The sequence below is a fragment of the Pseudomonas sp. WS 5410 genome (assembly GCF_012985645.1).
In the GTDB taxonomy this organism is placed as follows: Bacteria; Pseudomonadota; Gammaproteobacteria; order Pseudomonadales; family Pseudomonadaceae; genus Aquipseudomonas; species Aquipseudomonas shahriarae.
Genome location: NZ_JAAQWS010000014.1, coordinates 99,799 through 123,538 on the forward strand (window position 1 = coordinate 99,799; position 23,740 = coordinate 123,538).

The 23,740-nt window shown below is 56.7% G+C and carries 18 protein-coding genes; 9 read left to right on the top strand and 9 right to left on the bottom strand.

Features of this window, described 5'->3' with window-relative positions; genetic code table 11:
* Nucleotides 1-288: 288 nt before the first annotated feature.
* The gene (locus tag HBO24_RS20030; RefSeq protein ID WP_069673153.1) at nt 289-1,209 is read right to left on the bottom strand and encodes a restriction endonuclease; all 921 of its coding nucleotides are present in this window, start codon (nt 1,207-1,209) and stop codon (nt 289-291) included.
* 361 nt (nt 1,210-1,570) lie between these two features.
* On the opposite strand from HBO24_RS20030, the gene HBO24_RS20035 reads away from it, so the two are divergent.
* The 5 genes from HBO24_RS20035 (at nt 1,571) to HBO24_RS20055 (ending at nt 8,554) form a co-directional block, all read left to right on the top strand.
* Nucleotides 1,571-2,533 (top strand): ATP-binding protein, encoded by a 963-nt coding sequence (locus tag HBO24_RS20035; protein ID WP_069673152.1) that lies wholly within the window; start codon nt 1,571-1,573, stop codon nt 2,531-2,533.
* The gene (locus HBO24_RS20040) at nt 2,534-3,766 is read left to right on the top strand and encodes a hypothetical protein (protein WP_170060153.1); all 1,233 of its coding nucleotides are present in this window, start codon (nt 2,534-2,536) and stop codon (nt 3,764-3,766) included.
* A gap of 80 nt (nt 3,767-3,846) precedes the next feature.
* The gene (locus HBO24_RS20045) at nt 3,847-5,961 is read left to right on the top strand and encodes a hypothetical protein (RefSeq protein ID WP_262381541.1); all 2,115 of its coding nucleotides are present in this window, start codon (nt 3,847-3,849) and stop codon (nt 5,959-5,961) included.
* Between the two features lie 7 nt (nt 5,962-5,968).
* On the top strand, nt 5,969-6,658 hold the full coding sequence (locus HBO24_RS20050) for an OmpA family protein (RefSeq protein ID WP_170060155.1): 690 nt from the start codon (nt 5,969-5,971) through the stop codon (nt 6,656-6,658).
* A gap of 75 nt (nt 6,659-6,733) precedes the next feature.
* Entirely contained in the window at nt 6,734-8,554 is a 1,821-nt protein-coding gene (locus tag HBO24_RS20055) for a hypothetical protein (protein ID WP_170060156.1), read from the top strand.
* Between the two features lie 68 nt (nt 8,555-8,622).
* Here HBO24_RS20055 and HBO24_RS20060 read toward each other — a convergent pair whose 3' ends face one another.
* The 3 genes from HBO24_RS20060 to HBO24_RS20070 all read right to left on the bottom strand — a co-directional run bounded on the left by HBO24_RS20060 (nt 8,623) and on the right by HBO24_RS20070 (nt 10,353).
* On the bottom strand, nt 8,623-8,781 hold the full coding sequence (locus HBO24_RS20060; protein WP_170060157.1) for a hypothetical protein: 159 nt from the start codon (nt 8,779-8,781) through the stop codon (nt 8,623-8,625).
* Between the two features lie 251 nt (nt 8,782-9,032).
* Nucleotides 9,033-10,085: an ADP-ribosylglycohydrolase family protein gene (locus tag HBO24_RS20065; RefSeq protein ID WP_170060158.1), complete on the bottom strand. Its 1,053-nt coding sequence runs from the start codon at nt 10,083-10,085 to the stop codon at nt 9,033-9,035.
* Between the two features lie 10 nt (nt 10,086-10,095).
* Nucleotides 10,096-10,353 (bottom strand): hypothetical protein, encoded by a 258-nt coding sequence (locus tag HBO24_RS20070; protein ID WP_069673146.1) that lies wholly within the window; start codon nt 10,351-10,353, stop codon nt 10,096-10,098.
* 119 nt (nt 10,354-10,472) lie between these two features.
* Between HBO24_RS20070 and HBO24_RS20075 the strand changes: the two genes are divergently transcribed.
* Nucleotides 10,473-11,348: a WYL domain-containing protein gene (locus HBO24_RS20075; protein ID WP_170060159.1), complete on the top strand. Its 876-nt coding sequence runs from the start codon at nt 10,473-10,475 to the stop codon at nt 11,346-11,348.
* 142 nt (nt 11,349-11,490) lie between these two features.
* On the opposite strand, the gene HBO24_RS20080 is transcribed toward HBO24_RS20075, so the two are convergent.
* Both HBO24_RS20080 and HBO24_RS20085 read right to left on the bottom strand, forming a co-directional pair.
* Nucleotides 11,491-14,892: a TM0106 family RecB-like putative nuclease gene (locus HBO24_RS20080; RefSeq protein WP_170060160.1), complete on the bottom strand. Its 3,402-nt coding sequence runs from the start codon at nt 14,890-14,892 to the stop codon at nt 11,491-11,493.
* A 63-nt stretch (nt 14,893-14,955) separates the two neighbouring features.
* Nucleotides 14,956-16,437, bottom strand: coding sequence for a hypothetical protein (locus HBO24_RS20085; RefSeq protein WP_170060161.1), 1,482 nt, complete (start codon nt 16,435-16,437; stop codon nt 14,956-14,958).
* 371 nt (nt 16,438-16,808) lie between these two features.
* Between HBO24_RS20085 and HBO24_RS20090 the strand changes: the two genes are divergently transcribed.
* The 3 genes from HBO24_RS20090 (at nt 16,809) to HBO24_RS20100 (ending at nt 19,277) form a co-directional block, all read left to right on the top strand.
* Entirely contained in the window at nt 16,809-17,822 is a 1,014-nt protein-coding gene (locus HBO24_RS20090) for a WYL domain-containing protein (RefSeq protein WP_170060162.1), read from the top strand.
* 36 nt (nt 17,823-17,858) lie between these two features.
* Nucleotides 17,859-18,509, top strand: coding sequence for a HEPN domain-containing protein (locus HBO24_RS20095; protein ID WP_169989872.1), 651 nt, complete (start codon nt 17,859-17,861; stop codon nt 18,507-18,509).
* A gap of 90 nt (nt 18,510-18,599) precedes the next feature.
* A complete protein-coding gene (locus HBO24_RS20100) occupies nt 18,600-19,277 on the top strand; it encodes a hypothetical protein (RefSeq protein WP_169989871.1) in 678 nt (225 codons plus the stop codon).
* On the opposite strand, the gene HBO24_RS20105 is transcribed toward HBO24_RS20100, so the two are convergent.
* From HBO24_RS20105 to HBO24_RS20115, 3 genes are all read right to left on the bottom strand, one after another.
* Complete coding sequence (locus HBO24_RS20105) at nt 19,274-19,483, bottom strand: hypothetical protein (RefSeq protein WP_106111445.1); 210 nt, start codon at nt 19,481-19,483, stop codon at nt 19,274-19,276. The two genes, HBO24_RS20100 and HBO24_RS20105, sit on opposite strands and share 4 nt — an antisense overlap.
* 619 nt (nt 19,484-20,102) lie before the next feature.
* Complete coding sequence (locus HBO24_RS20110; RefSeq protein WP_170060163.1) at nt 20,103-22,076, bottom strand: DUF262 domain-containing protein; 1,974 nt, start codon at nt 22,074-22,076, stop codon at nt 20,103-20,105.
* Nucleotides 22,069-23,478: a DUF262 domain-containing protein gene (locus HBO24_RS20115; RefSeq protein WP_170060164.1), complete on the bottom strand. Its 1,410-nt coding sequence runs from the start codon at nt 23,476-23,478 to the stop codon at nt 22,069-22,071. The genes HBO24_RS20110 and HBO24_RS20115 overlap by 8 nt, the downstream gene beginning before the upstream one ends.
* Between the last annotated feature and the right edge of the window lie 262 nt (nt 23,479-23,740).

Consider the following 23,740-nt stretch of genomic DNA (forward strand, 5'->3'; position numbering starts at 1 on the left):
GACAGAAACGCATGAACTGCGCAGGCCGAGTAGAAAGATGCTCAGCACCCCGATCCGATCGTTGACCGACTTCTACCTGTCGCCATCTGCAGCTATGGGCAGTTCACTGCCAATCATGGTTACGAAGCGTGCTGGTCAGATCGAATGCAAACAAGTAGTCAAGTGGAGTGCTGTATTCCAATTGGTATTCCAACCAAAAACAAAAGTCGATATTAGTTTTATAAATCAATAGCTTACTGAGCATATTAAAATCACCCCGGTGAAGCAATCAACCCACCTCCCCCACCTTCACTCCCCAGAAAAGTAGTCACTATCCAGCTGCTTCACTTCATAAACCTGCTTAACACTAACCCCCAAATTGTTCTCAACCATCAACCGAGCCATCTCAACCCCATCGATCAGCACCACTTTGATATCCAGCCCAAGCGCCGCCTCCCGGGCCCCCACGGAAAAATCCGAGGTGGTGATAAACACCCCCTTACGCGCCCGCTGCCGAGTCAGCGCACCGATAAACTTATCAATCTCCGGCCGATGCACCGTATTGCTCCAGCGCTTGGCCTGCAGGTAGATCACGTCCAGCCCGAGCTTATCCTCATTGATAATCCCGTCGATGCCATCATCATTAGTAGCCTGGGTTGCCTTGCCGGCTTCTTTACGCGAGCCGCCATAGCCCATGGCCAACATCAAATCGACCACCAGCTGCTCAAAGAAAATCGGACTGGCAGCCCTCACCTGTGCCAGAAGGTCTTCGGCGAGCGACTGAATAAGTGCCTGGTGAGCATCAGCCAGTTGCTCATCCGGGGTCGTCTCGGCGCGCTCCACAGCCACACCCCCCATCACGCTCAGCACCTCGGTGGTCTGGGGTTTGGCGGTGTGGAAATCGGCGAACTCAGGAAACTGCTTCAGCCAAGTCACGGTGATGCGCGCAGGGCCGTTGGCCAGCGCTTGCCGACCACGGTCGGTGATTTGCACCATGCCCTTGCTCGGGATAGTCAACAAACCTGCTTTGTTGAGATACGTCCTAGACCAGCCCACGCGGTTGTTGATCACCGTTTGATGCCCAGATGGCAGCCGCTCCTTGCGCTCATCTTCAGTTAGCTGGAGTACATCAGCGATGCACTCGCGAAGTGCGCTAAGCGGTATCGCAACACCGTCCCGAACAGCCTCCAACACGGGGCGCATGACACTTTGAAAATCCGGGATCGACATCGTTTTTCCTCTTCGGTCGTCGCGACGCTTTCAGGACGGTCGTCGTGAGGGTTGCTCACGCTCATTCGGCATGATGCCGCATTGATATCTTCGCGCAAAATGCCAGTTCGCAGTGGAAGCAGCAAGCCCAGCCCCAACCGGCTTACGAGAATAAATCCGACGCGCTTTTCTTTTACATCCACCTCAAGTACCGTCGCAGCCGGTCGATACAAGCAAATGGCCACAATTCATTTCGCACCCATCACCTCGACAAATGGAATTCTCGTGTGAACATTCCCCTGCGCCGCACATTTGCTCTGCTCAGCCATTCGCCCTCCGGCCTGGTCATCTGCCTGCCCCATAACCTGAGGCAGAGCTGAGCATGTCTTCCAGAGAATACCTGTACAAAAACCTTCGTCCTGAACTCGTCGCTCCCGACGCACCCGCCCTAGCTGACGCCTGTGCACCGCAACGCAGCAGCGAACCGCGCTTCACCCTTGAGCGGGACGTGGTGCTCTCGGCCAGTAATCGTCAGCAACTGGATGAGGCTTTAGTCAAGATTCGCTATCACGACGTCATCTATGAGACCTGGGGTTTCGCGCAGGTCGACCCAAACGGCAGAGGCACGCTGCTCAATTTTCATGGAGCCCCAGGGACCGGCAAGACCCTCACCGCCGAAGCATTCGCCGGCAGTATCGGCAAGCGGCTGATCAATGCCAGCATCGCTGACCTGGAAAGCAAGTTCATGGGTGACACCTCGAAGAACATCGTCAGCCTGTTTGCCGCAGCGCGCAACGAGGACGCGGTGCTGTTTCTCGATGAGGCCGATACGCTGCTCGGTCGTCGCCTATCCTCAGTGACCCAGGGCATCGACAATGAAGTCAACGCGATGCGCTCGACCCTGCTGATCGAGTTGGAGAAACACCCCGGGATCGTGATTTTCGCCAGTAACTTCGCTCGCAATTACGACTCGGCGTTCGTCAGCCGCATCTCTCAGCATATTCATTTCGAGCTTCCAGGTGATGACGAACGTCGAGCGATCTGGGCCAAGCTGCTGGTCCAAGGCATCCCTCTGAGCCTGGTGCGCGAAGATCTGATTGAGGCGCTAGTGCAGCCCTCTGCCGGTCTCTCTGGCCGGGAAATCCGCACCTGCCTGCGCCTGGCGTTGCCCAAACCCTTGCTGGAAGGCGGCGGTGGACGGCTGACGCCTGAGCATGTGCTCGGCGCCATCGAGCAATTGCTCCTGGCACGCAATGACATAAAAGTTTCCACACCTGGCGAACAGACCGGGCGTACCGATATCGCACGCAAATTGTTGGGCGTGAACTCAAGGAGTGACGGGTAAATGGGCTGGTTGAGCAAGATCAAAGGTTTTGTCAGCAAAGCGGTTCAGGTGGTCAAGGAGAAGGTCGTAGAGGCGGTCAACTGGCTGGCTGACAAGGCCGAAACCTTCGTTGGTGAAGTCAAGCGTCTATACAAGGCCGCCAAGCCCTATATCTCCAAAGCCCGTATGGTGCTGAGGACCATCGCCGCGAATGTGCCAATCCCTTGGGTTCAGGGCATCAGCATGGCGCTCGACAAGGCACTGGCTGTCTTGGAGCATCTGGATAACCATCCGCTTGTAGCCAAGGTCGATGCGGCGATCAAATGGGTTATCGCCCGCGCCCGCGACATCAAGCGCCATCTGCTTAACGATCAGGAAGTCAAAGAGGCCGAACAGCGTGCCGCCGACCTCGAAGCCGCGATGGAGCACGTTGATGAGTCGGGCCGCCAAGCGCTCGAAGGCCTGGCCATGAGCAACCGCTACGAGCTGGTTCGTGCTCGGATCAGCCGACTGGTCGAGGATGAAGCGTTCGTCAACTTCGAGCACTACCTACGCATTCGAGCCGTGCAGAAACTGCTGCCCCTGTACGAAGAGCAGATGGAGCACGTCAAAGAAATTCACAATGTGCTGGATGAGCCGCTGTTCATCATTCAGATCGCCAGCCAGTTGATAGAAGGCCACGCCGAACTCGATGACGATGCCATGGAGCGCCTCGACAGCTTGACCACCGCTCGATTCGGCAAGCCGGTGATCCCGTTCGTGTTCGAAGAGATGATCAACGTGTGGGGCTTGGACCTAAAGCAGCATCAAGACACCTGGGAGGAGTTGGGCAAGCGCGTGTCCCGCGACCAGGTGATCGTCAAGCGCCTGAACAATTTAGCGAAGCTGGAAACACTGCCGGTCGAGGAGGCCAAGGTGCTCACCGACCTCGAAAAATTGTTGCCTACCGACGAGGCCCGTTTGGACAAACTTGCCAGCGATGTCCTCGCCAAGCGCAACTATGTCTATGCAGCCGAGGGCTTCCTGCAATTACTGGAAAATGACGAGCAGCGCCTGATCGACCAGGACCGTGAATACCTTATCGACGACGGTTTTGAGGTGGGTGAACTGCTGATTCGCTGCGCCCAAAACGGCGAGAAGTGGGAGAATCTCAAGCGCGAGGAACAATCGCTGATCATCAGCTTCGCCAACATCTTCGAAGCCGACTGCCGCAAGCGTGCCGAACAATTCACCCAGGTTGAGGTGGCAGCGTGAGTGGCACAGTTCTGGAGTTCCTATCGCCATCGTTGGGGAACCCGTTGGAGTTGGTATTCTGCACGGTGATCATAGGTGGCATGCTGGTTTCGCTGATCACCGCCGAGGTGTTCGGCCGCGCTCCAGCTTGGGAGCGCAACTGGCAAGGCGGCACGCACAAGGGCGCGCTGGACATCGAGCACGGGGCACTCGGTGAGTTGAACCAGGCAGTGGCCACTCTACCCGAACGCATCGTAGCCAATATGCCGGGGCTGCTGTTAATCGTCGGCTTGCTGGGAACCTTCCTGGGCCTGGGCATGGCCTTGGACAAAGCCTCTGGAATCCTGCAGGGCAACGCCGATTCTCTGAACGCAATGAGCGACTCGTTGGGCCAGCTCACGGGCATGATGAAAGACTTGGGTACCAAGTTCAAAACCTCGACCTGGGGGATCATCGCTTTTATCGCGCTGAAACTGTGGGACTCTGCCCGCTGGTCCGCTGAAAGCCGCCGGACCGGCTGGTGCGTCGACCGCATGAAGCGCGACATCGACAATCGCCGGGATCAGCACAAGAACGCAACCGAGCTCCGTGACCAACTCACCCGGCAGGCCCTGGCCGCCGTCGGTGAGCAACTGGTGCAGGCCATTGCCGGTCAGAGCCAATTGCTGGGCAATGAACTCAAGCAGCTTAAGCTGATCGAGTTGAAACGCGGACAAACTTGCGATGAGCAGTTCGCGCGGACCGCCGCCAATCTGGACGGGCAACTGCAGCAGCTGCAACAACTCAGCGGAGCGGAAGGCTATCTCGCGGCACTGGCTCGCTACGCCGCCCACCTGCCGCGCCTGGACCTGCTCGAGGGCCAAGGAGAAACCCTGCTGGGCCTCGACGCTGGCCTCGGCCGCCTACAGGCGCAACTGGAACAGTCGAGCCAGCAGCTCACCGGGCTGGGGCAGACACTCGAACACGGCCACCAGTTGACGGAGCGCCTACAACAGACCGCTACCCTGCAATGGGAGCACGCGCGAGATGAAAGTGAGCGCCGTGAGCGCCAGAGCCAAACCTTGCTGGCGACCCTGACTGAGCAGCATGGCGCGCAACTCGACGCAGACCGCGCGCAGGCGACTCATCTGCAAGAGCGGTTTGATGAGTTGGCCACACTTTCGACTAAAGGTATCGAAGCGACACAGGCAGTTGGCGCGCATACACAAGCCAGCCAGCAGAGCCTGGAGTTGTTCGTCACCACCAGTACCAACAACCTCAATACGCTCGAGCAAGCCGGCATTACCATGGGTAAAGCCGCGAAGCAGCTGGCCCAATCTGCAAGTGCCTTGGAAGGCAGCGTATTAACCATGGAGAAGAGCGTCGGTGCGGCCATCGACAAGCTCAACGATGACTTCCATGCCCACCTGCAGACGATGCAGGGCAGTCTCGATGCCAACATCTCACGCCTGAGTGACGTAATGAACGAGCTGCAGACCGGGATGATGGATAACGTCAACCGGATGAGCCAGGACTTCACTCACAACACCACGACGATGTCGGAGAACCTGCGATCGGCTACCGACAATATTTCCGAGGCCGTAATCCGGCTCTCTGGCGAGGTCAATGAGGTGATGGCGAGCGTGAGCCGCAACATCGAAGGGGCCAACAGGGCTCAGACCAACGCCAGCGCGATGTTCACGACGACCAACGACGAGCTCAACGGCGCCATCAGTCAGATGGAAAAAAACATGAGAACGCTGGGAGAACAGATCACTCAAGGGCTGACTGATATCTCTGAGAGTAATAGGAACATGCGAGCCACGGGCAAGAAGCTCGAACAGTTGAAAGAGCTGCCCGATAGCTTTGACAAGCTGCATGGGCATTTCCAGGAACTGCTCGCCCAAGGCACGCAAACCTTGCTAGTGCTCGAAAAACTGGCAGGTGAGCTGCGCAGCGACCCGCACCAGCGCGGCCAACTGCTCAGCGAAGCGGTGAAAAACCTGGCGCAGCTGTCCTCCCAACTCAAGACGCTGACAACCAGCACGCAGCAAGGCACGCAGCAGGTCGCCAACCTGCCCCAAGCGCTGGCGGAAAAGGTCGGGCAGCAGTTCTCCAATCACCTGCAACCCCTGCAGCAAGCGGCGGGCTCTACGGTTGCCCTGCTCCAGCAGATGGCCGATCAAGCCCAGCAGCCGCTGGCACGCAAGCCTTCCGACGAGCCTCTGACAGCGTGAGACGGCCATGAAAGAAAAACCCAATGAATGGGTCTCGATCTCCGACCTTATGGCTGGGGTAATGGCCGTAGTGATGCTGATGCTTGTGGTGTCGGTGCTGCAGAATAAAGCGGCCGAGGCAGCTATGGCAGTTGAGAAGCAGCAGATGGAGGCCGCTCGTCAAGAAGAGCGCAGCAAAGGCGACGCGGCCCAGCGGGCAAGCTTGAGCAAGCTGCTGGCCGCTATGCAGTCAGACCTGCAGCGCACCGGCGAAACGGATCTGGTGGACATCGACATTCAGAACCGCCGCCTGACCCTCCCCGATAATGCCTTCGCCCGAGGGAGCGCCTGCATTACCCCCGCAGCCAAAGGCGCACTGACCCTGCTCAGCGCACGGGTGGCCACCTTCATCCAGGATTACGGCCAGGGGCAAGTGCTGGTAGAGGGGCATACCGACAACCTGCCAGTTTCCCGCCCGGTCACCGACTATGAGCGTTTTTGCACGGTGTATGACGACAACTACACCTTGTCTGCCGCACGGGCACGCGAGGCTCGCAAGCTGCTGATTCAGGCGATTGAGCCACAGCAGGCACGGCGCGTGGTGGTGGCAGGCTACGGTGACTCACGCCCCAAACCGGGCGTAGACCCCGCCAGTGCCCTCAACCGTCGAGTGGAGGTTCAACTGGTAGTGGCCACGCAGCCGCCGACGGCAAATTAGCGCGATGCAGCCCACGCTCCATATTGGCCGGCGGCTCCCCTGAACCTGATTTAGACACCGAGAGGCAAGAACACGATGGCAACTACAGGAATCGATTGCGACGACGAACTCTTCGCCAGCCTGCTCAGCGCCAAGGCCGATGAGGTGGACATGTTGGTGGACATCATCACCGACTTCTCAAGAGGCCGCGCCGGTCTGGACGCGGACATCAAGAAGCGGCTGGTACAAGCCAAGCACAGCTCCCGACCTGCCGGCTACGAACAACAGCAGCTCGAGCTGCTGGGACACGAACTGCAGCAATTCGGCGGGCACTCTGCGATGAACCTGACGCGCCGTTTCCTGAAAAAGTCCGCTGTGCCCTATGCCGAAATCGTCAACGACGTTTATCAGAAGCTCAATGGCAGCGACGCAGCGAGCCGGTCCGTCGCCGACAAGGAACGTCAGATCGCCTTGGCGCTGTTCGGTGCCGGTTGGCGTGAGTTGGCACCCGAAGATCGCTTTGAGCGCACCACCAGTACCATGGTGTTGGCCGGGCTGTTCAACCTCAAGGACGCGCTCTCAGTCAGTTCTGGCACTGCAGTCGGTCTGTCGGCAGCAAGCAGCGCGGCGTTGTTCACTGTGGCAACCACGGGGTTTCGCCTGAACCCCATAGGCGCCGTCGCAACGTTAGGCTTCGGCCTGCATAGCAGCATTGCCGAAGCCTACCGGGTGACCGTGCCATTTGTGGCCCAGATGGGCTGGATTCGCCTGCGACACGAAGCGCCTGCGACACGCTCACCGGCGCCGAACACTGTCGCTCCCGCCTCCACGCCGGGCGCTTCGGAGCTGGTCGTGCAGAACGGCCAGGGCGAAACACTGCTGAAACTCAACGTGCTGCAGCGACCACCTGCAGGCGTACATCGTGCGCTACCCACCGACCAGATCAGCGCGCTCAGCCCGTTGCTGGCCAATGTGCCGGGGCTTGCCGCGCTAGGAGAGATGTCCAGGGGCAACTATGTAGTGTGTAGCCTGCCCTTCGAGACACTGACCAAAAACGCCAACAATGATGGCAGCGTCAGAGCTTTCGTCCGTACCGGTGGCAAGATCAGCGAGCAGGCCAGCCTGTCATTGCCTGAAGACCTGCAGAACGTGCTACTCAGCGGTGCGGTGTGGAACGCGGTGTCCTCAGCCGTGGGCCAGAAGCACTTGCACGATATCAACGAGAAGCTGAACGCCATTAAACGCCAGCTCGACAGCGTGCTGCGCGAACTGGACGAAGCCCGCTGGGAATCGCTCGCCGGAATGGTCGACTATACCCAGGACCTGCTCGACCACTACGCGCAAGACGGCATTAGTCACTACGCTGTGCAGACCCTCGAAAGCCAGCACAGCCAGATCACGGCTCTGAGGCAATTCTTCGACCGCAAAATGAAAGAAGAGCTGGACGTCGCCCAGGCTGTCGAGGCCGACAAGCTGTTCGGGGCAGACAGTGCCCGCCAAGCGCTGAAAGGCAGCCTGGCGAAGATGGAAGGCTGGGTGAGCGGATACTTGCAAGCTACTCAGTTGCAGGTTGTGAGCAGCGCCTTGCGCTATATAGCTGATCCGCAGCAACGTCACTGCAGCGCTGCAGCCAAGGTACTTGCAAGTCTGGGGCAGCTCGACGCTATCGCCACCCAGAGTCGCAGTGTGTACAGCTCGCAGATGGAACTGACCAGCTCACGAGTCTTCAGCCTCGATAGCACGCTAAGCCAAAGCTTCACGGCGCAATTGGACAGCATTGCCGGTTCGCTGGCACAAGGTCCATTCGACACCCGCCAGCTGCACCAATCGCTATTCAATCAAGGTGAACACCAGGTGTTGCTGCGTTATCAAGATGGCCAAATCGCCGAGGCGCAACTGCTCGAGCGGGCGATCTGATCAAGGGTAGCCAGGGTAGCCAGCAGACAGGGGCGTGAACGTCACAACGCGCATGCTCCTGCCGCGTTTCAATCGATGCAAAGCCACGGCCGCAAATGAACCCGGTTCGCCAGCACCAGTTGTTGGGCCTCGGGCTTGGGGTCGTTGACATTGGAATTGATCTGAAAGCGTTGCACCACGTACTTGACCAGCGCATTCTGCCCTCTCACCAGCGTCAAGGCTCCCATGGATCCGGACCTATTCGGCAACCTGTGCATCATCGATACTCCGACATTGAATTCATCGAGCCCACGCCGTTCCATGCAGAGTCGCTGTACATCGTGCTGAACAAAGCTGATGTGAAGTCTCAAGGCTCAAAGCCCCGTCCTGTTCGCGGCTCGATACAACGGGCAACACTATCACCCACCTATTCTTCAGAATCGTCGCCCCGCCAGTAGCTCCGCGAGCGGCCCTTTGAGCTACCCTGCGTTACGTGCGCTCAACTCCCGGGATATGCCAATTCGATCTGCTGATCGAACACGCCGCCAACCCCACAGTACTCACGCGGCACGCGCTCAAGATCCTCAGCTACCTGCACAATCACCTCACGCAATTCCAGTTGCTCTAACCAGCGAGCAGGAATCGCCGCCGCACCATACTGAGCACCTAACAAGTGCCCGGCGATGAGCCCGGTACTGTCACTATCACCGCCGTGATTCACCGCTCTGATCACGCCCTCTTCAAACGAGGAGGCTGCCAGGGCACACCACAATCCGATAGCCAGCGTTTCTTCGGCGACCCAGCCACCACCGAGCTCGCCTATTCGTTGCGCGGTAGGCTGGTAGCCCTCGTAAAAGAAGAAGAGAACACGCTCAATTAGGGCTCGTGTTTCTTCCATACCGGGAACTTGACCGTATTGGACCAGGCTCTGATTGATCGCGTGTTCCAGGCTATCTTGTCTATCGACAATGCGCTGGAGAATATCGGCAAACATCCCGGCCGCCAGATAGCCTGTAGGATTTCCGTGAGTCAGGCGCCCTGACTGGGCAGCGTAGTCAAAGGCGTTTGCAAAGAAGGCGCAAGGTGCGGCACGCATCAGGGCACCACAGCCTTTGCTGTTGTTCTCGGCCACAGCGCCCAGCCGCGGACTGGCCTCGAGTGCAGCGAGACAGGTAGTACCAGGCGCGCGGCGAGACCAGAGCGCCGGTTGGTCGATCAACCATCCGTCCCGATCAACCGGTATCGCAGCAGCATGGCCCTGGGTTATCAGCCAGCGCAGTAATGAATGATGAATGACGCCAGGGACGTGGCAAACCCCTCGTGAGCTACCGCGCACGTAGGCCCGCAACAAGCCTTCCGCGGTAAAAAGCATCATCTGAGTGTCATCGGTGATGGCGCCAGTGATACCGTACGCCGGAACAAAATCGATGACTCCCTGTGGACCGAACCTGGCTTCGATTACCGACCACTCGAGAAACTCCACTGGGGCGCCTAACGCGTCGCCAACAGCGCCTCCCAGCAGGCAGCCTTTAATCCGTTCAAGTCTGTTCATGTCCATTCCCTTACCCCTCAGCCGGGATCAATTCCTGCAAAATCACCAGCTTTCTTTGCAACTGCTCGATGTGTGCTTTTTCAGCGCGCAGTGCCGAACGCAACTCGCGGTTCTCTGCCTCCCAAATCCGCGCCCAGCGCGCATTTTTTTGGCAGCCCATAGCCATCTGCCAGAGCTCACGCAATCTCAGACACTGATGCAGTAACACCAGTAGGATTGCTCCCATCATCAGCAATGCACCCGTCGAAACCGCTTCCGACATACTCATGTCCACTTCCTTTCGTGACTTCAATTCATTTTGAAGACAGACACACGATATGTAGTGTTAAGCGACAGGTCTATAATGTAGACTTATACAGGTAAAGTATTCGCGCAGATGGAGAGGGTATGAAACGCAAGCAGTCCATCGAGCAGGTCCGCTGGGACCTGGCACTTCGCTATCGTTTGATTGAGACCGTTGCCTGGTGGGAGGGCCGGTTAACCACGGGACACTTGATGCAGAGCTTCGGCATCAGTCGCCAGCAGGCGTCCAAGGACATCAACACCTACATCACGGAACATGCGCCTAAAAACCTTACATATGACAAAAAAATAAAAGGCTACGTGCCCGGCAAGGCGTTCACGCCGCTGTTCATCGACGACAGCGCAAGCGCCTATTTGCACCTGCTCTACCAGAACAACGAACGCGCTCCTCACATTGATGGGCTTGCTCTGGCTTATGCCCATACCAAGGTGCTGGAAGTCCCGGATCGCCCGATCCGGCCGGAAGTCCTGCGCCCATTGCTCAAGGCCTGTCGCGATGGCCTGCGCCTGGAAACCGAGTACGTATCGCTCAACACACCAAACGTGGAAATTCGACTGATCGCCCCTCACACACTGGTCTACACCGGTATGCGCTGGCATGTGCGGGCTTACTGCGAGAAGAACGGCCAGTACCGCGACTTTGTACTCAGCCGCCTGCGGGGCCAGCCGGATTTGCTCGATGAATCGCAGAACACTCGCGAGCTGGATGAAGACTGGAATACCGAGATTCCCGTCATTTTTGCCGCCGATGGACGGCTGAACGCAGCGCAGAAGTCAATCATCGAAACCGACTTTGGTATGACAGATGGCCAGCTGGTGGTGCCCAGTCGTAGAGCGCTGGTGAAGTATGTATTGCAACGCTATCAGATCGACCCGAGGAACCAGGCCACTTACCCCGAGGCACAGCAAATCGTGGCAACCAACCTCAAGGAGTTGCGCCCCTGGCTCATGAATGACTGACGCGCGCGCATCCCCTTTTCCAAGGTGTTTCGCTCATGGTCGAGTGTGGGCTAGCGGTCATTGCGGTCAGTCCACATTCGGCCAGGCCAGGAGCACACTTCGAGCCAGGTTTGCCTGATAGATATAAAGCCCCTTGGGATTACTATGCACGACGAACAGGGGCGCTGGTAACCGCTCCATACCTGACAGCCATGCACAATCCGTTTACCAGGCTCATGTCGTGCGGAGTCAGACAACGAATGGCTGTCAGATCAGGGCTGGCGACAATACATGCCAGTGACTTCGCCCGACTGACGGCCACATTCAAGCGGTTCTTCGAGTACAGAAAACCAATGTCTCGGGGCAGATAATCTTCATTCGAGGTCGCCATCGACACGATGACGATCTCTGCTTCCTGCCCCTGAAACTTATCCACAGTACCGACTCGAGCGCCCGCTGGCAGCACTTTTTTCAACAATTGCACTTGCAGGTTATAGGGGGCTACTACCAGGATGTTTTCGATGCAGATCTCGTGCTCGACGCCCTTGTTATCCACATAACGCTGGCGCAAGAAGTATGCGTAAAGGTCTTTGACCTGTGCCGCCTCTTCGTCCGAACTCTGACTGTTGCCATCGTGCTCCACAGGGCAAAACATCAGCCCGCTAGTCGGCACTTCCGGTCGCTGGCCATCCAGCACCAACACCCGCTGTTCGGTGCCGGGCGCCGAAGAAAGCTGACCTTCGTACACAGCCTGCGAAATGAACGAGCACACGCTGGGGTGCATGCGCCAGGTTTGCGCCAGGAACACTCCGCGATCAGGTGCAATAGTGGGTGTGCCATCCAGTAGATAGTCGAGGATGGAATCGCCCGAGCGGCCCGGATGCACGCCTTGCACCGGCTGTGACAATTGCATCTGGTCGCCCATCAGTACGATGTTGCTTGCAACCATACCCATCGTGACCAGGTTCGCCACGCTCACCTGGCCAGCCTCGTCGATGAACAGATAGTCCAGTTGCTCGGTGAAGGCGGGATCGGCAAACAGCCACGCAGTGCCGGCCGTCAAATCAATGTTCGGCCCCCAAGCATCGAGAAATTCGGTTTTGTCCTCGATCGAACGAATGCAGCGGCCAGTGAATTCCGTACCCTCTCCCTCCGAGGATTTTTTCAAACCCTTGAAAGTGAATCCCTCCTCTTGCGCACGAGACTCGACAGCCGCCAGTAGGTTATTGATGGCGTGGTGCGAATTGGATGTCACGCCTATGCGCTTGCCTGCCTTGAGCAAGTCCACGATGACATGGGAACCGGTATAGGTCTTACCCGCACCCGGCGGTCCTTGAATAAACAGCACGCTGTTATCGAGGTTGCGTACCACTTGCTTGATGGCATCAATCGACGGCAGACCGGGATCAAGCAGTGGCGCACCAAGCTCAACGTCTTTCACCCGCGGAGCACGTCGATGCAGAAAGTCTGTAACCGCCTGAAAGCGCTGTTCGCCGGCCAGCAGGCTGTCGGCATAACGGAACAACGCCTTGCGCAGCGAAGTGGACGGGATTGGCTTGCCGGGGATCATGTCGAAGTAATCAGGCGGTGCATTTCTCTCGGTTGCCTTGAATGTCGCCAGACCGTTGTCATGGTCCAGATCAACCAACTGTGCGCTGGCCAAGGACTCGGTGATGATACCTTGAGAGCCAGTACGCATTTTGGTTTCTTGAGGCTCGAAACTGTACTCATACAGATAAGACCGATTGATCGGTTCCGCAGGTGTTTTTGTACGCTGCAATCCGGCCAGACTCTCGATATCCTCCAGCAGCTCCTCGGTCGTCATGTCCAGACGGCTGAACATCTGCCACCACGTCGGTTTATCTGCGCGGCGGTGGAAGTCGAGTAACTGGAAAGTGAGCAAGGTGACCTGATCCTCGTCACACATGGCCTCTGCCTCGACTGGCAGGCCACCGAGCAGACGAACGCGATAACTCTCCAGAAGCGTCTCGATTTCCTTTTGCTCCACGACCGACTTCTCGCTTTCGGCCTGAGCCCCGATAAAATCGCCGGAATTTGACGGTTTGATCTTCAGCAGCCAGTTGCGCAAAAGGTACGTGGATAGCACGTCGTCTTCGTTATAGCGCTCGATCTGCTCAAGCAACACCGATTCGCCGGTCTCTTTCCACCGCTCGTAAAACACAATGCTCGCGCCAGCATTGGTGACATCGCCATCGCGCTGGCCCATGTAAAAGTGCTCGATATTCTTGATCGAGTAACTGGGCTCGGACACCCGGATCGCTTCGCGCACGACCTTGTACAGATCGATCAGTTTGCCGTTGCGCAGCAACCAGTCCACTTGTGCTTCACGCGTCCCGTGCTGGCTCATCAGGCGCTTGATGGCCGTCTCTTCGTAACTGGCGTAGTGGTAAATATGCGCGTCCGGGTAACGCTTGAGATGGCCGATGACCCATTCGATGAACTGCTCGAAGGCGACCTTTTCTTCCTCTCGGGTATGCGCCCAGAAGGGTTTGAAGGTTTGCTGCCCACCCTCGTCGATGTACAGACCGAAAAGGTATTCCAGACCACCCTCTTCCAGCGGATTGCCCTCCATGTCGAAGAACAGATCACCTTCGACCGCCTTGGGCATCCGATGGAAGCCGCGCCGCTCACCGGAGACAGACAGAAGCTCGAACAACGGGACATCACTGGAACGCCCCTGGAACTGCAAACGCGCTTGATGCCGCAACTTGCTCAACGACTCTGCCTGCAATTTCGGGATGCGCAGGTCGTCGGTACTGTCCGCCAGCTGGTGCAATGTGGTCACACCGGCACTCTGTAACTTCTTGATTTGCGAACGACTGATACCCGCTACCGCCGAGAGGTGATCGTCCTGCTGTCGTTGTTCTTCGCAGCGATCACGCCAGGCGCAGAACCCACAATGCCCGCACGGTTCGGGATAGGTGACTGGCGGTTCGGCACTGTTCACGAACGCATCGAAACGCTGCAGCACATGCTCCAGATAATCGGCGTAGTCGGCGACCCGAAAGGCCTGTTCGGTACGCGCAGCATCACCGAGTACGACATACATAAACGCTGGCTGCACACCCTGGATCGAGATCAGCATTCGTGAATAAAGCGCAACCTGCACAAGGAACTTGGCCTTGGCCGTTTTCGCCAGCTTGGTGTCGATCACCTCATAGCTGTGGTCGCCCAGTGTCGACGCCAGCGGCACTTTACGCAGAAAGTCGGCATGACCAATAAATGCGCCCTCCTGAAGCGACGCCTGGAAGATGATGTCGACACCGGCCTTCATGGCCTGGATAGTCAGTTCCACCCGACGCGCGAAACTCGGATTGCCCTGAGCAATGTCGACTACGTTGGCATATTCACTTTTGAGCCGCTCGAAAAAGGCCGCCTCATGGGCCAGGCCTTTGTCCTGTATCAATCGGTTCTGATCGCTCGCCGCCGCTTTTGCCATGGGCAAGACAAGGTTCTGAAGGTCTAGCGCCGTCAGGTGCTGACATTCAAGAAAACCGCAGATATCTGAGGCGGAGTACAGCTGAATTCCGTTTCGGGTTTGCATGGTCGCTTCCGGTCCGGTGAAGCGACCTGGATCGCGTCACGCTGGTTCAATGTCGTGTGGGAGTCAGGCGTCGAGCAAGCATTCGCAGAAAAATTGCCCAAACAAAGTCGTCGGCAAATGTTGTTCATCCAGCAGACCGAAGTGCTTGCCCACGTTACGCCCCAATGCCATCAACGTCCTTGCGGAGTTCGCGGTACCTGCATACCCGGCACTCATGATGTAGTCGATGCGCTCTTTCTCGGTCGTCGCACGCAGATACGCATTGCCCGTGATCAATACATCCACCAAACAGACACCTACCCGTTCATCACCCAGAGAGAATGGCTCCAATGTCTCGGTCGCCAGTGCCGCACACAATCCATCCTTGCCACCAGCAACGATTCGCTCAAGCTCTTCGAGCGGCCGACCGAACAGGTCGAACTCCTGGATCGTAAACGGGAAACAGTAGCCCAGGGCGGTAGCACGCTTGAGTGATTGATCATTGTTTGGGTCGGCCATCAGCCAGGCAACGAAGGACGCTTTACTGTCGAGTGCGCCGCTGTGACGGAAGGTCAGATAGTCCTTGAGGACCTGACTGAAAGGGTGCCCCGTAGGTACCCAGCCATTGCCGTCACTTTCCCGCGTCTTCACCTCGATTTCCGGCAATGCTGTGTCCGGATCAGTCGCCAGCGTCGCACCGAAGCACCGCAGGTCGTAGCCGAGCATAAACAGACTGGCCTCGAAGGCGTGGCAACGCGCCGGCAACGTCCCTTGCTCGGCGAACCATCTGGTACGTTTAAGCAGGTCTCGAATAATCCAGCCCAAGCGCACTTGCCAACGTGCCCATTCTGCATAATCGATCGCCGAAAACTGCGGCGCCGCTAGCCCGTTCAAGAAAGCTCCCGGGTTGCGAATCTGGCTGCCGCGAGCGGCCCCAGACGGGAATGCGAGCAAGGGTTTGCCACCTCCCACCCATTGTTGACGAAACATCGAATACAACATGGCAATCGCAGCGCCTACGCGACTGTCATAAATGGGGGATCCCGAGATATCCAACAAGGCGTGAATCTTGGTCAGGCCAGCATCGAAACGCTCGACGCTACTCGTATCGAGATCATCAAGATCATTGCCACCGTCAAGCGACACAAGCACGGCCAACTTTTTCAAATAACGCGACAACTCGTTATTTGCGGCCAAACGATGCAAAAAGGGAATGGCTCCACGCACGCCACCCCAACGAAGGATTTGCAAACACGCCTGCAAAGCTTGTTGTTCATCGCCCGCGTTGACTGCACTTGTCAGCCACTCGCGAAGCTGCCCGAGAGAGCGCCGGGTTTCAGGCCAGGTTTGTGAATCCACCGCGCTTGGGTGGGTGTCCAGCCAACTTGCCTTCCAGCAATAGTGCTCAAGGACCTGCTCGAACCCTTGGACATCAGTCACCAAACCGTCAGGTACGAACTTGCTGGACTTGAAACGCAGCTTGAACGTGAGCGTCGGCAAATTCGCTTCCAGCCATGCAATGAAAGACTGAACTTCAGGTTGTGCCAGGAACTGTTTGCGCTTCATCCCGCGCCCTTCCAAGTAGTGTCGAAAGGCCACACCCTAAGCAAAAGAACAGGCTACGTCCACGTTGTTTGTTCATACAGGTAAACAAACGGAACAGGTCCTAAAGCCTCGGATAGACACTATTCCTCTGTGCGCAGAGTTTGCCGCGGCCATATGTAAAGAATTCAGGCACACCCCATCCATTCAGTCGACATCCATTGTTCCTCACTCGGCGACAAGGTGTGGCACGCATGAGTGCAATGTGCTCCATCCGAAGGCAGAGGCTCCCCGGCATTGAGATGACCTTTGCGCCTCGAACTTATGGCTAGTTGATATTACTCACGCTTGACGCCATGCTCTGCGGTTCGTGAGCCAGAGTAAGGAAACCAGCGTTGCCCACGCACTCCACGCGCACAACCATCTCCCGCCAATGGGAAATGCTCAAACTGCTACCAAATCGTGCCCCAGGCCTGACCGCCGCCGAACTCCATCAACAGTTGGAAGAGGCCGGCCACCGCACGACCAAACGCACGGTTGAGCGAGACCTCAACGAACTGTCGAGCGTGTTTCCATTGCACTGCAATGATAAAGGCACGCCTTATGGTTGGTACTGGCAACCCGGACGCTCCATCGACCTGCCTGGAATCACGGTGGGAGAAGCGCTGACCCTGCGTTTGGTGGAGGACAGCATTCGACCATTGGTACCCGGGCTGATGCTCAAGAGCCTTGAGCCTCGCTTCAGTCAAGCGCGACAAAAGCTCACGGCTCTTGGCGAGGAAAGCGCTTCGGCGCGCTGGGTCGACAAGGTCGCCAGCGTACAACCGGCACTGAACTTGATTGCCCCGGAAATCAATGCAGAGCATCTGGACCAGCTGCATCGAGCACTGCTCGAAGACTTGCAACTGCACTGCCAGTACCGGTCGGCGAATAAAAATCGCGTGCATGAACTCACGCTCAGTCCACTGGGTTTGGTGCAGCGCGGACAGATCACCTACCTGGTCGCCTGCGCCGAGGTCTTCGACGACGTTCGACTGTACGCAGCCCATCGCTTCGAAGCCGTCACCCTTATCAGTCAGCCCGGCCGAAGACCCGCGGACTTCAAGCTATCCGATTACGTCCGGAATGGGGCCATGCAGTTTGGCGAAGTCCAGATGATCCAGTTACGCGCCTGGGTCGACCCTACTCTCGCCAAACGCCTTCGCGAGACGCCCCTGTCGGAGGATATGAAACTGATTGAACAACCGGACGGTGCTCTCTTGACCGCCACGATAAACAACAGCTGGGAGCTGAAATGGTGGTTGCTGTCACAAGCTGGCGCCATCCGTATCGACAAGCCAAAGACTCTACGCCAGGCCTTGATCGACAGTCAGCGCCAAAGCCTGGCCCTGCATGAAACCACGATCTGAACGACAACCATCTATCTGCCAAACGAGTCAGCACTCATGGATTTCCAGACCCTTAAGGCGCGTCACCGCCTTGAACGCGATACTCACCACGTCAATCTCACCTTGCGTGTACACCGCTCCTTGAGCTGGCTGCAGCGGGCAGAGCAGGCAGACGACGCCGACGGCCGTTTCGTTTTCTTGTGGATTGCCTTTAACGCGGCCTATGCGACTGACATCGATGAGAACTATCGACTTTCCGAGCAGGAAACCTTCCGCGCCTTTCTTCGCAAGCTGTGCGACCTGGACCAGGGGCGGCAGATTGAGAAATTGGTGTGGTCTGAATTTTCCGGAAGCATTCGCGTGCTGTTGGACAATCAGTACGTTTTTCAGAGTTTCTGGGATTACCAGAATGGCAAGATCAGCGAACAGCAATGGACCGACCGTTTTGCCGATGGCCGACGCAGAGCACAGGCAGCGCTGGCTCAACGCGATACCGCTGAAGTGCTCGCGGTGCTGTTCAACCGAATCTACACCTTGCGCAATCAGATCATGCACGGCGGTGCGACCTGTGACAGCAGCGTCAATCGACCTCAGCTGCGTGACTGCAGCAGCCTGCTCGGCAAGCTGGTCCCGTTGATCATTGAGTTGATGCTTGATAATCCCGACACCCTTTGGGGGGATGCCTGCTACCCGGTGGTGCGGGTCTGACGTCCTCAGTCTGTACCACTGATTGCCGCATCCATCTAACAAGTGAAGCACCGCTTTCCTTTCAAAAATCGTGCAACAAGGAAATTTGCAATGAACAAGATGTTTGTCAGTCCCTGGCTAATGGTTTCCCCCGAAGGCCCTGTTACCTGCGCCCTCGACAAACCGGGCCTGATACACATGCGTCAAGGTGATGCCGACGCTGCTTGCGGCCCCTACGCCCTCATGATGGGCCTGATCACCCTGGGTGCGCTTGAGCGGGAACATATCGCCTACATGGGTGACTGGGATGGGCGCAGTCGCGAAGGCCGATTCCGTAATGCACTACGAGAGCATGGCGCACTGGTTTCCCGGGGCACGACCACCAAGGACCTGATTGGCCTGGCGGGGCATTTTCGGGGTGAGGGAATCTTGCCTGAGCTGATCAATGGCAATAAGAAAGAGATCGTCGAAGCTGTACAGGACTCCATCGAAAGCGACGCTGTCGTCCTGATCTGCGTGAGCTGGTCGAAGCTGGAAGGCCACTGGTTGATGGTCGTGGGCCATCAGGGCTATGAGGATGACGGTGTCTACCAACCCACTCATCTACTGTGTCTGGACCCACTCAGCGAGGTGCCAAAGGCATCACTGTGGAACGCGGTCATTGCCGTCTATGACGACGAGGGCAAAGCGGTGCGCGGCGGCACATACTCCTGCGATCATTGGGGCATGGACGGCCAGGTATCGCCATGCAAGCTGGATCAATTGTTGACGCTCTGCCTGGAGAGCTAATGCACACTGCCCAAGCCTTGGGCCTCAAGGATCATGCGGTCGAGCATTGCGAGCATGTCATCGACATCAATTTCCTGGAAACAGCCGCTCTGCTCCTGTTCGAGGATCATGGCAGCGAACTCCTCGCTGTACTCGACCTCACCCTCTGCATCCACTACTGAGGGTGATGGGGTGTCCGGGTAACCTTCAGCTTGATCTTTACACATCGCAAACCTCGCACTGAATGAGACTTTAGCTGAACGGTCGCGCCAGCTTGGCCTTGAAGATTTCCAGCCCCGTCGCAGGCCGGACATCCAGGTCGACATGCTGGCATGCAGGGCAAGCTGAAAACCAGTCTTTGCCCTCACGCAGCGCATCGCTGGGTGGCACAGTTGTTTTATGCCAATGGCATTGGGGGCAGGTGAATGTGAAGGGATGTGGTGGCCAGGGCATTAGAGAAGAACCTGCTGGTGGTGGAAAAAACGCGGTCGACAGTGCCGCAGTTGTCAGGCCGATTCAGCCGCTCTTTTTTTCCAGCTCCTGTTTCATCTCCATGTATTCACGGAAGAACTCGTAACCTTTCTTGGCGACGACTATGACGCCAACAATTGCGAACAGATTTTTCATGGTGCTGCCTCTCGGGGTTACAGATCTCAGTGGCTCGGGCCGATGAAAACCATCGTTTTGCCTGTTGATGAAACAAGCATGAGGGGCCTTCGCGACAGGGAGTGTCGTGATCGGTTGAGCCGACAGTTTTCGCTGAGAACCGCATCCTGGGCCTGAGCGCCATTCCGGATGCGGTGTTCAGAGCGAGGTTGTTGAGTAACCAAATGCATCCTGCAGGGTTTACTCGGTTTCGTGTTTACTGGCGAGGCTCCTGAGCAACACGTTATTCATATGTTTGGAATGTGTGCATATAGCGCCGGCTTCCCAAGGCTCTGCTTCCATCATCAGATACTGCTTAACACTGTCGATGGTGTTGTTCTTATAAAACTCCTTCTTCGCCGCGGGCATGAAATTACTCAGGCGGGAGTTCTTGTCATGGCTGATCAGGCAGAGATTGCCGAACGAATTCAGCGTGCCAGCGTCGAGCTGAGCTTGTCCGTCTAATGGATGCTGAGGGTAGTAATGCTCTACCGAACTACGGAAAGTGAATTCATAGGATTTAACCGGCTCGCTTACGCCGTGCTCAAGCCAAAGCAGGTAGTCCAGAAAGTTGAACACCAGGTTGTTTTCGATGTTGCCAAACGTCAATTTGGACTCAAATTTTTCCGCCGTAATGCTTTCGCGGGGTGTCTGACATCCACCCTTGTTCTGATAGATGATCGCGTAGTAATCCAGGCCTGTCTCTGGAGCGAGAAAGCGGTCAAAGACAAACGCCTTGGCGACCGACTCCATGTGCTGAAGATAAGCTTGAGCGTCAATCTGGTCAGCATGAAACAGGTGATGCAGCGCCGCATTCAGCCAGTGTTTGTAGACCAGCGTTGGCGTAGAAACATGAAATGCCGACAGCAGCATCAGAATGCGACGGTTGATGCCTTCATTACCGTCCTCTTCGCCGAAGGTATTCACATAACTTCCTCGACCAGCGCGGCTGCGCTCACCGCCCTCATTCCACTTGAAGCGTTTGAGGCTCCAGCCATCAGCGCCCTTGATGAACTCGCGCTTGATTACATACTGGTCAAACAGATACTTGCAGCGCAGCAGGCTGAAGGTAAAACGCTTCACCGCGGCCACTGGGTCGGGTTGTTTTAATACGTACTCTTCAAAGGTGTCGAGCAGGCGCTTGTCATCCAGAGGGATGTCCGCTTGGATATCGACGCGCAGCACATGCAACAGGAAGTTCGGGAAGTTGATAATCGTGTTGAAACGCTCTGGCGAGTCCTCACTTGGCTCATCCTGCTTCGCAGCGACCGGTGCCTTGGCAACGATCTGATCAAGGGTCAAGCGAGTGTCCTGCTGGGCAGCCATCTCTTGCGTACTGTGCAACGCAGCCCGAAGCGAATCGAAGTCAGCGAGTTCAAAACGTCCCCAGTTCTTTTCGCCAAAAATGCTGCCTCGCTGGCCAGGCGTGAAGCCCATTTGCACATAGCGCTCCATGTTGGCGCAGGCTTCCCATACTGCGTGCAAGCAATTCTGACTCTGCTCGCAACCCTGCAATTTCTCCATCATTCGTGCCTTGAGCACTTCGTGCTTTTCCAGCTGCTCACCGCGGTTGTTCATAATCTCGAAGTAATGGTTCAGGTCCGTATCAGCCGGTACCTTTACCCGCATGATTTGTACGTAGTCAAACAAGTAATCGGCGAATTGTTGAGGCGAAATCCTCTTCTCCTTCAGCTTCTGAGGCAAGATTTTCTGGATCAGCCGATAGCCGTTAAGGATGCCGGTATTGATCTGCCTCTCGACCAATACCTCGGCAGGATCGTCGTTGAACTTCCCCTCGAAGATGGCCGCAAAGGTCGCGCGCGAATGTTCGCGGCTGTCAAAGTGAATGCTCAAAGTCGAATACCACGCGAGATCCACCAACCGGGTGTTTTTCAGATACGACGTCAACAACGACAGGGTCGTCAGCCGCTGTTGGCCGTCAATGGTTTCAAACACCGGGGTTTTGCTATCCGGGCGCTCATACACCACCAGAGTGCCAATGTAGTAATTGCGCGCTTTATCAGAGGTCATTGGCAGGTAGTCGATCACGTCCTGAATCAGCTGAGTGATCTCACCCTCCTCCCAGGCGTAATTACGCTGATACATCGGGATAACATACTCAACGCTACCGCTCAGCAGCGCCTTGATGGAAAGCTGGCTGATTTCATTACTCATAATATTTCATCGCCTTGAACAGAGCCTCGATCTCACCGGTCCTGGTTGACTTCGTACCGCTCATCACCGCCAGGCTGCAGTTGGTAAAGTCGGCAGGACGTGTGGCGTCCTTGATCAACCTGAACAAATTGTTCTCCAGCACGTGGTTATCCATGCTTGCCAGCTGCACTACCTGCATCTTCAGGCGCAGGCTATAGGCCCAGATGAAAACCTTTTCGATGGCGCGGGAGATATCCGCGTGACCAAACTTGTCGATGTAATAGATCAACAGGCAATCGAACATCGCCCGTACATAACAATCGCCGGTTCGGGTTCTTGCCGGGTAAGTGTTGAGGGTATCCATGATAGTTTTCGCATAGCCATCGAGCCCTTCAGCCCCCACCAGTTCATGCCCGTTCCAGGACTCGGCGCTGATCCGCGCCACTTTGCTCTGGTAGTGGCTGATCAGCTCAAAAAAGCGCCGACCATTGATGATGAGCTGGTCCAGATGGAAGGGAAAACCGAGCTCGCGCGAGTCGATCTTGCGCTCGTACTGCCCGTTGTAGTTATCGACAAAATGGTGGGCGATGCGCAGTTGCTCCACATAGGGATAGCTGGCCACCGTGTCGATGTTCACGCCCTTGAACAAGTCGCTGTCATCTTTGCTGAAGTAACGAGCCGAAACCCCTTTCGACCAGTTGCGGATGCGGTACAGGTACTGGGAGAACAGTGTGGCCAACTCCTTGGAGTCGCTGTTCTCCCAACGCGCTACAGTTGCCGCCTTCAATGGCTCGTCATGCGGGCCGAACTCACGCAGATGATAAGCCTTGAGCAAATCATGGGGCTCCAGGTCCCGGCCCCGCGCATTCTGCGAGTCGAAGAATTGGAAGGCTTCCGACACATCGTTCAAGGCCACGGCCACGACCTGGCACTTGTTCAGGAAGAAGTCGATATGCACCTCGGTGAAGTCCGCACGGGAAACGATGCGGGCCACCTCAAGGTAATTGCTGTGGATGTTCTTCTGCGAGATCTCGCTGCTAAAGCTTGGGTTCACCATCGCTTGCTCAAGTTTAAGCAGGCGCTCATGCAGGTCTTTGCGTTCGAGCTTTTTTTCTTTGTTACGCTGAATCAACGCACGGGCCGCCAGCAGCAGGCTGACAGTCCGCTGCTGGCCGTCGACGATGTTCCTTGTCCCACCCTCTTGATGAAAAACGATAGTGCCCAAGCGGTAGGCGGACTTGTCCTTGTGGATGGCGATATCGGAGAACAGTTGGTTGATATTCTTCCCGGTCCACTTGTAGGGACGCTGGTACTGGGGAACATCCAGCGCAGAATCCATAAGCAGTTCATAGACACTGACGATCTTGCTGGATAGTTCAGTGGGTTGCGGCAGGTGAATCGCTTCCGTGCTCAGATTGGTCATAGCAGTCGGGTTCTTCCGGTTAGGAGTTCTTGCATCATGCCTTGCTCAGGAGAGCGGGTTAAGGTGGGCAGCAGACTCGGATGCTGCGCACAGTAAGCCGCTGAGCTTTCGGCGCCAATACTGCACGTGTGCACAGGTAAGCAATCCGCTCACAGGTTGTACCAGACAAGCGCCACTTGGCTGGTTTTTGCCTATTTGCAAACCCGAGCAGGAACTTACCTGTACTTATATTTGACATATCGCCAAGCAACGTTTTCCTGCA

Bases quoted from the DNA above. Each gene is read 5' to 3' on its own strand.
- HBO24_RS20030 (WP_069673153.1), bottom strand. From the start codon at position 1,209: ATGTCGATCCCGGATTTTCAAAGTGTCATGCGCCCCGTGTTGGAGGCT.
- HBO24_RS20075 (WP_170060159.1), top strand. From the start codon at position 10,473: ATGAAACGCAAGCAGTCCATCGAGCAGGTCCGCTGGGACCTGGCACTT.
- HBO24_RS20115 (WP_170060164.1), bottom strand. From the start codon at position 23,478: ATGACCAATCTGAGCACGGAAGCGATTCACCTGCCGCAACCCACTGAA.
- HBO24_RS20100 (WP_169989871.1), top strand. From the start codon at position 18,600: ATGAACAAGATGTTTGTCAGTCCCTGGCTAATGGTTTCCCCCGAAGGC.
- HBO24_RS20085 (WP_170060161.1), bottom strand. From the start codon at position 16,437: ATGAAGCGCAAACAGTTCCTGGCACAACCTGAAGTTCAGTCTTTCATT.
- HBO24_RS20045 (WP_262381541.1), top strand. From the start codon at position 3,847: ATGCTGGTTTCGCTGATCACCGCCGAGGTGTTCGGCCGCGCTCCAGCT.
- HBO24_RS20035 (WP_069673152.1), top strand. From the start codon at position 1,571: ATGTCTTCCAGAGAATACCTGTACAAAAACCTTCGTCCTGAACTCGTC.
- HBO24_RS20060 (WP_170060157.1), bottom strand. From the start codon at position 8,781: ATGGGAGCCTTGACGCTGGTGAGAGGGCAGAATGCGCTGGTCAAGTAC.
- HBO24_RS20080 (WP_170060160.1), bottom strand. From the start codon at position 14,892: ATGCAAACCCGAAACGGAATTCAGCTGTACTCCGCCTCAGATATCTGC.
- HBO24_RS20110 (WP_170060163.1), bottom strand. From the start codon at position 22,076: ATGAGTAATGAAATCAGCCAGCTTTCCATCAAGGCGCTGCTGAGCGGT.
- HBO24_RS20040 (WP_170060153.1), top strand. From the start codon at position 2,534: ATGGGCTGGTTGAGCAAGATCAAAGGTTTTGTCAGCAAAGCGGTTCAG.
- HBO24_RS20055 (WP_170060156.1), top strand. From the start codon at position 6,734: ATGGCAACTACAGGAATCGATTGCGACGACGAACTCTTCGCCAGCCTG.
- HBO24_RS20050 (WP_170060155.1), top strand. From the start codon at position 5,969: ATGAAAGAAAAACCCAATGAATGGGTCTCGATCTCCGACCTTATGGCT.
- HBO24_RS20105 (WP_106111445.1), bottom strand. From the start codon at position 19,483: ATGTGTAAAGATCAAGCTGAAGGTTACCCGGACACCCCATCACCCTCA.
- HBO24_RS20065 (WP_170060158.1), bottom strand. From the start codon at position 10,085: ATGAACAGACTTGAACGGATTAAAGGCTGCCTGCTGGGAGGCGCTGTT.
- HBO24_RS20070 (WP_069673146.1), bottom strand. From the start codon at position 10,353: ATGAGTATGTCGGAAGCGGTTTCGACGGGTGCATTGCTGATGATGGGA.
- HBO24_RS20095 (WP_169989872.1), top strand. From the start codon at position 17,859: ATGGATTTCCAGACCCTTAAGGCGCGTCACCGCCTTGAACGCGATACT.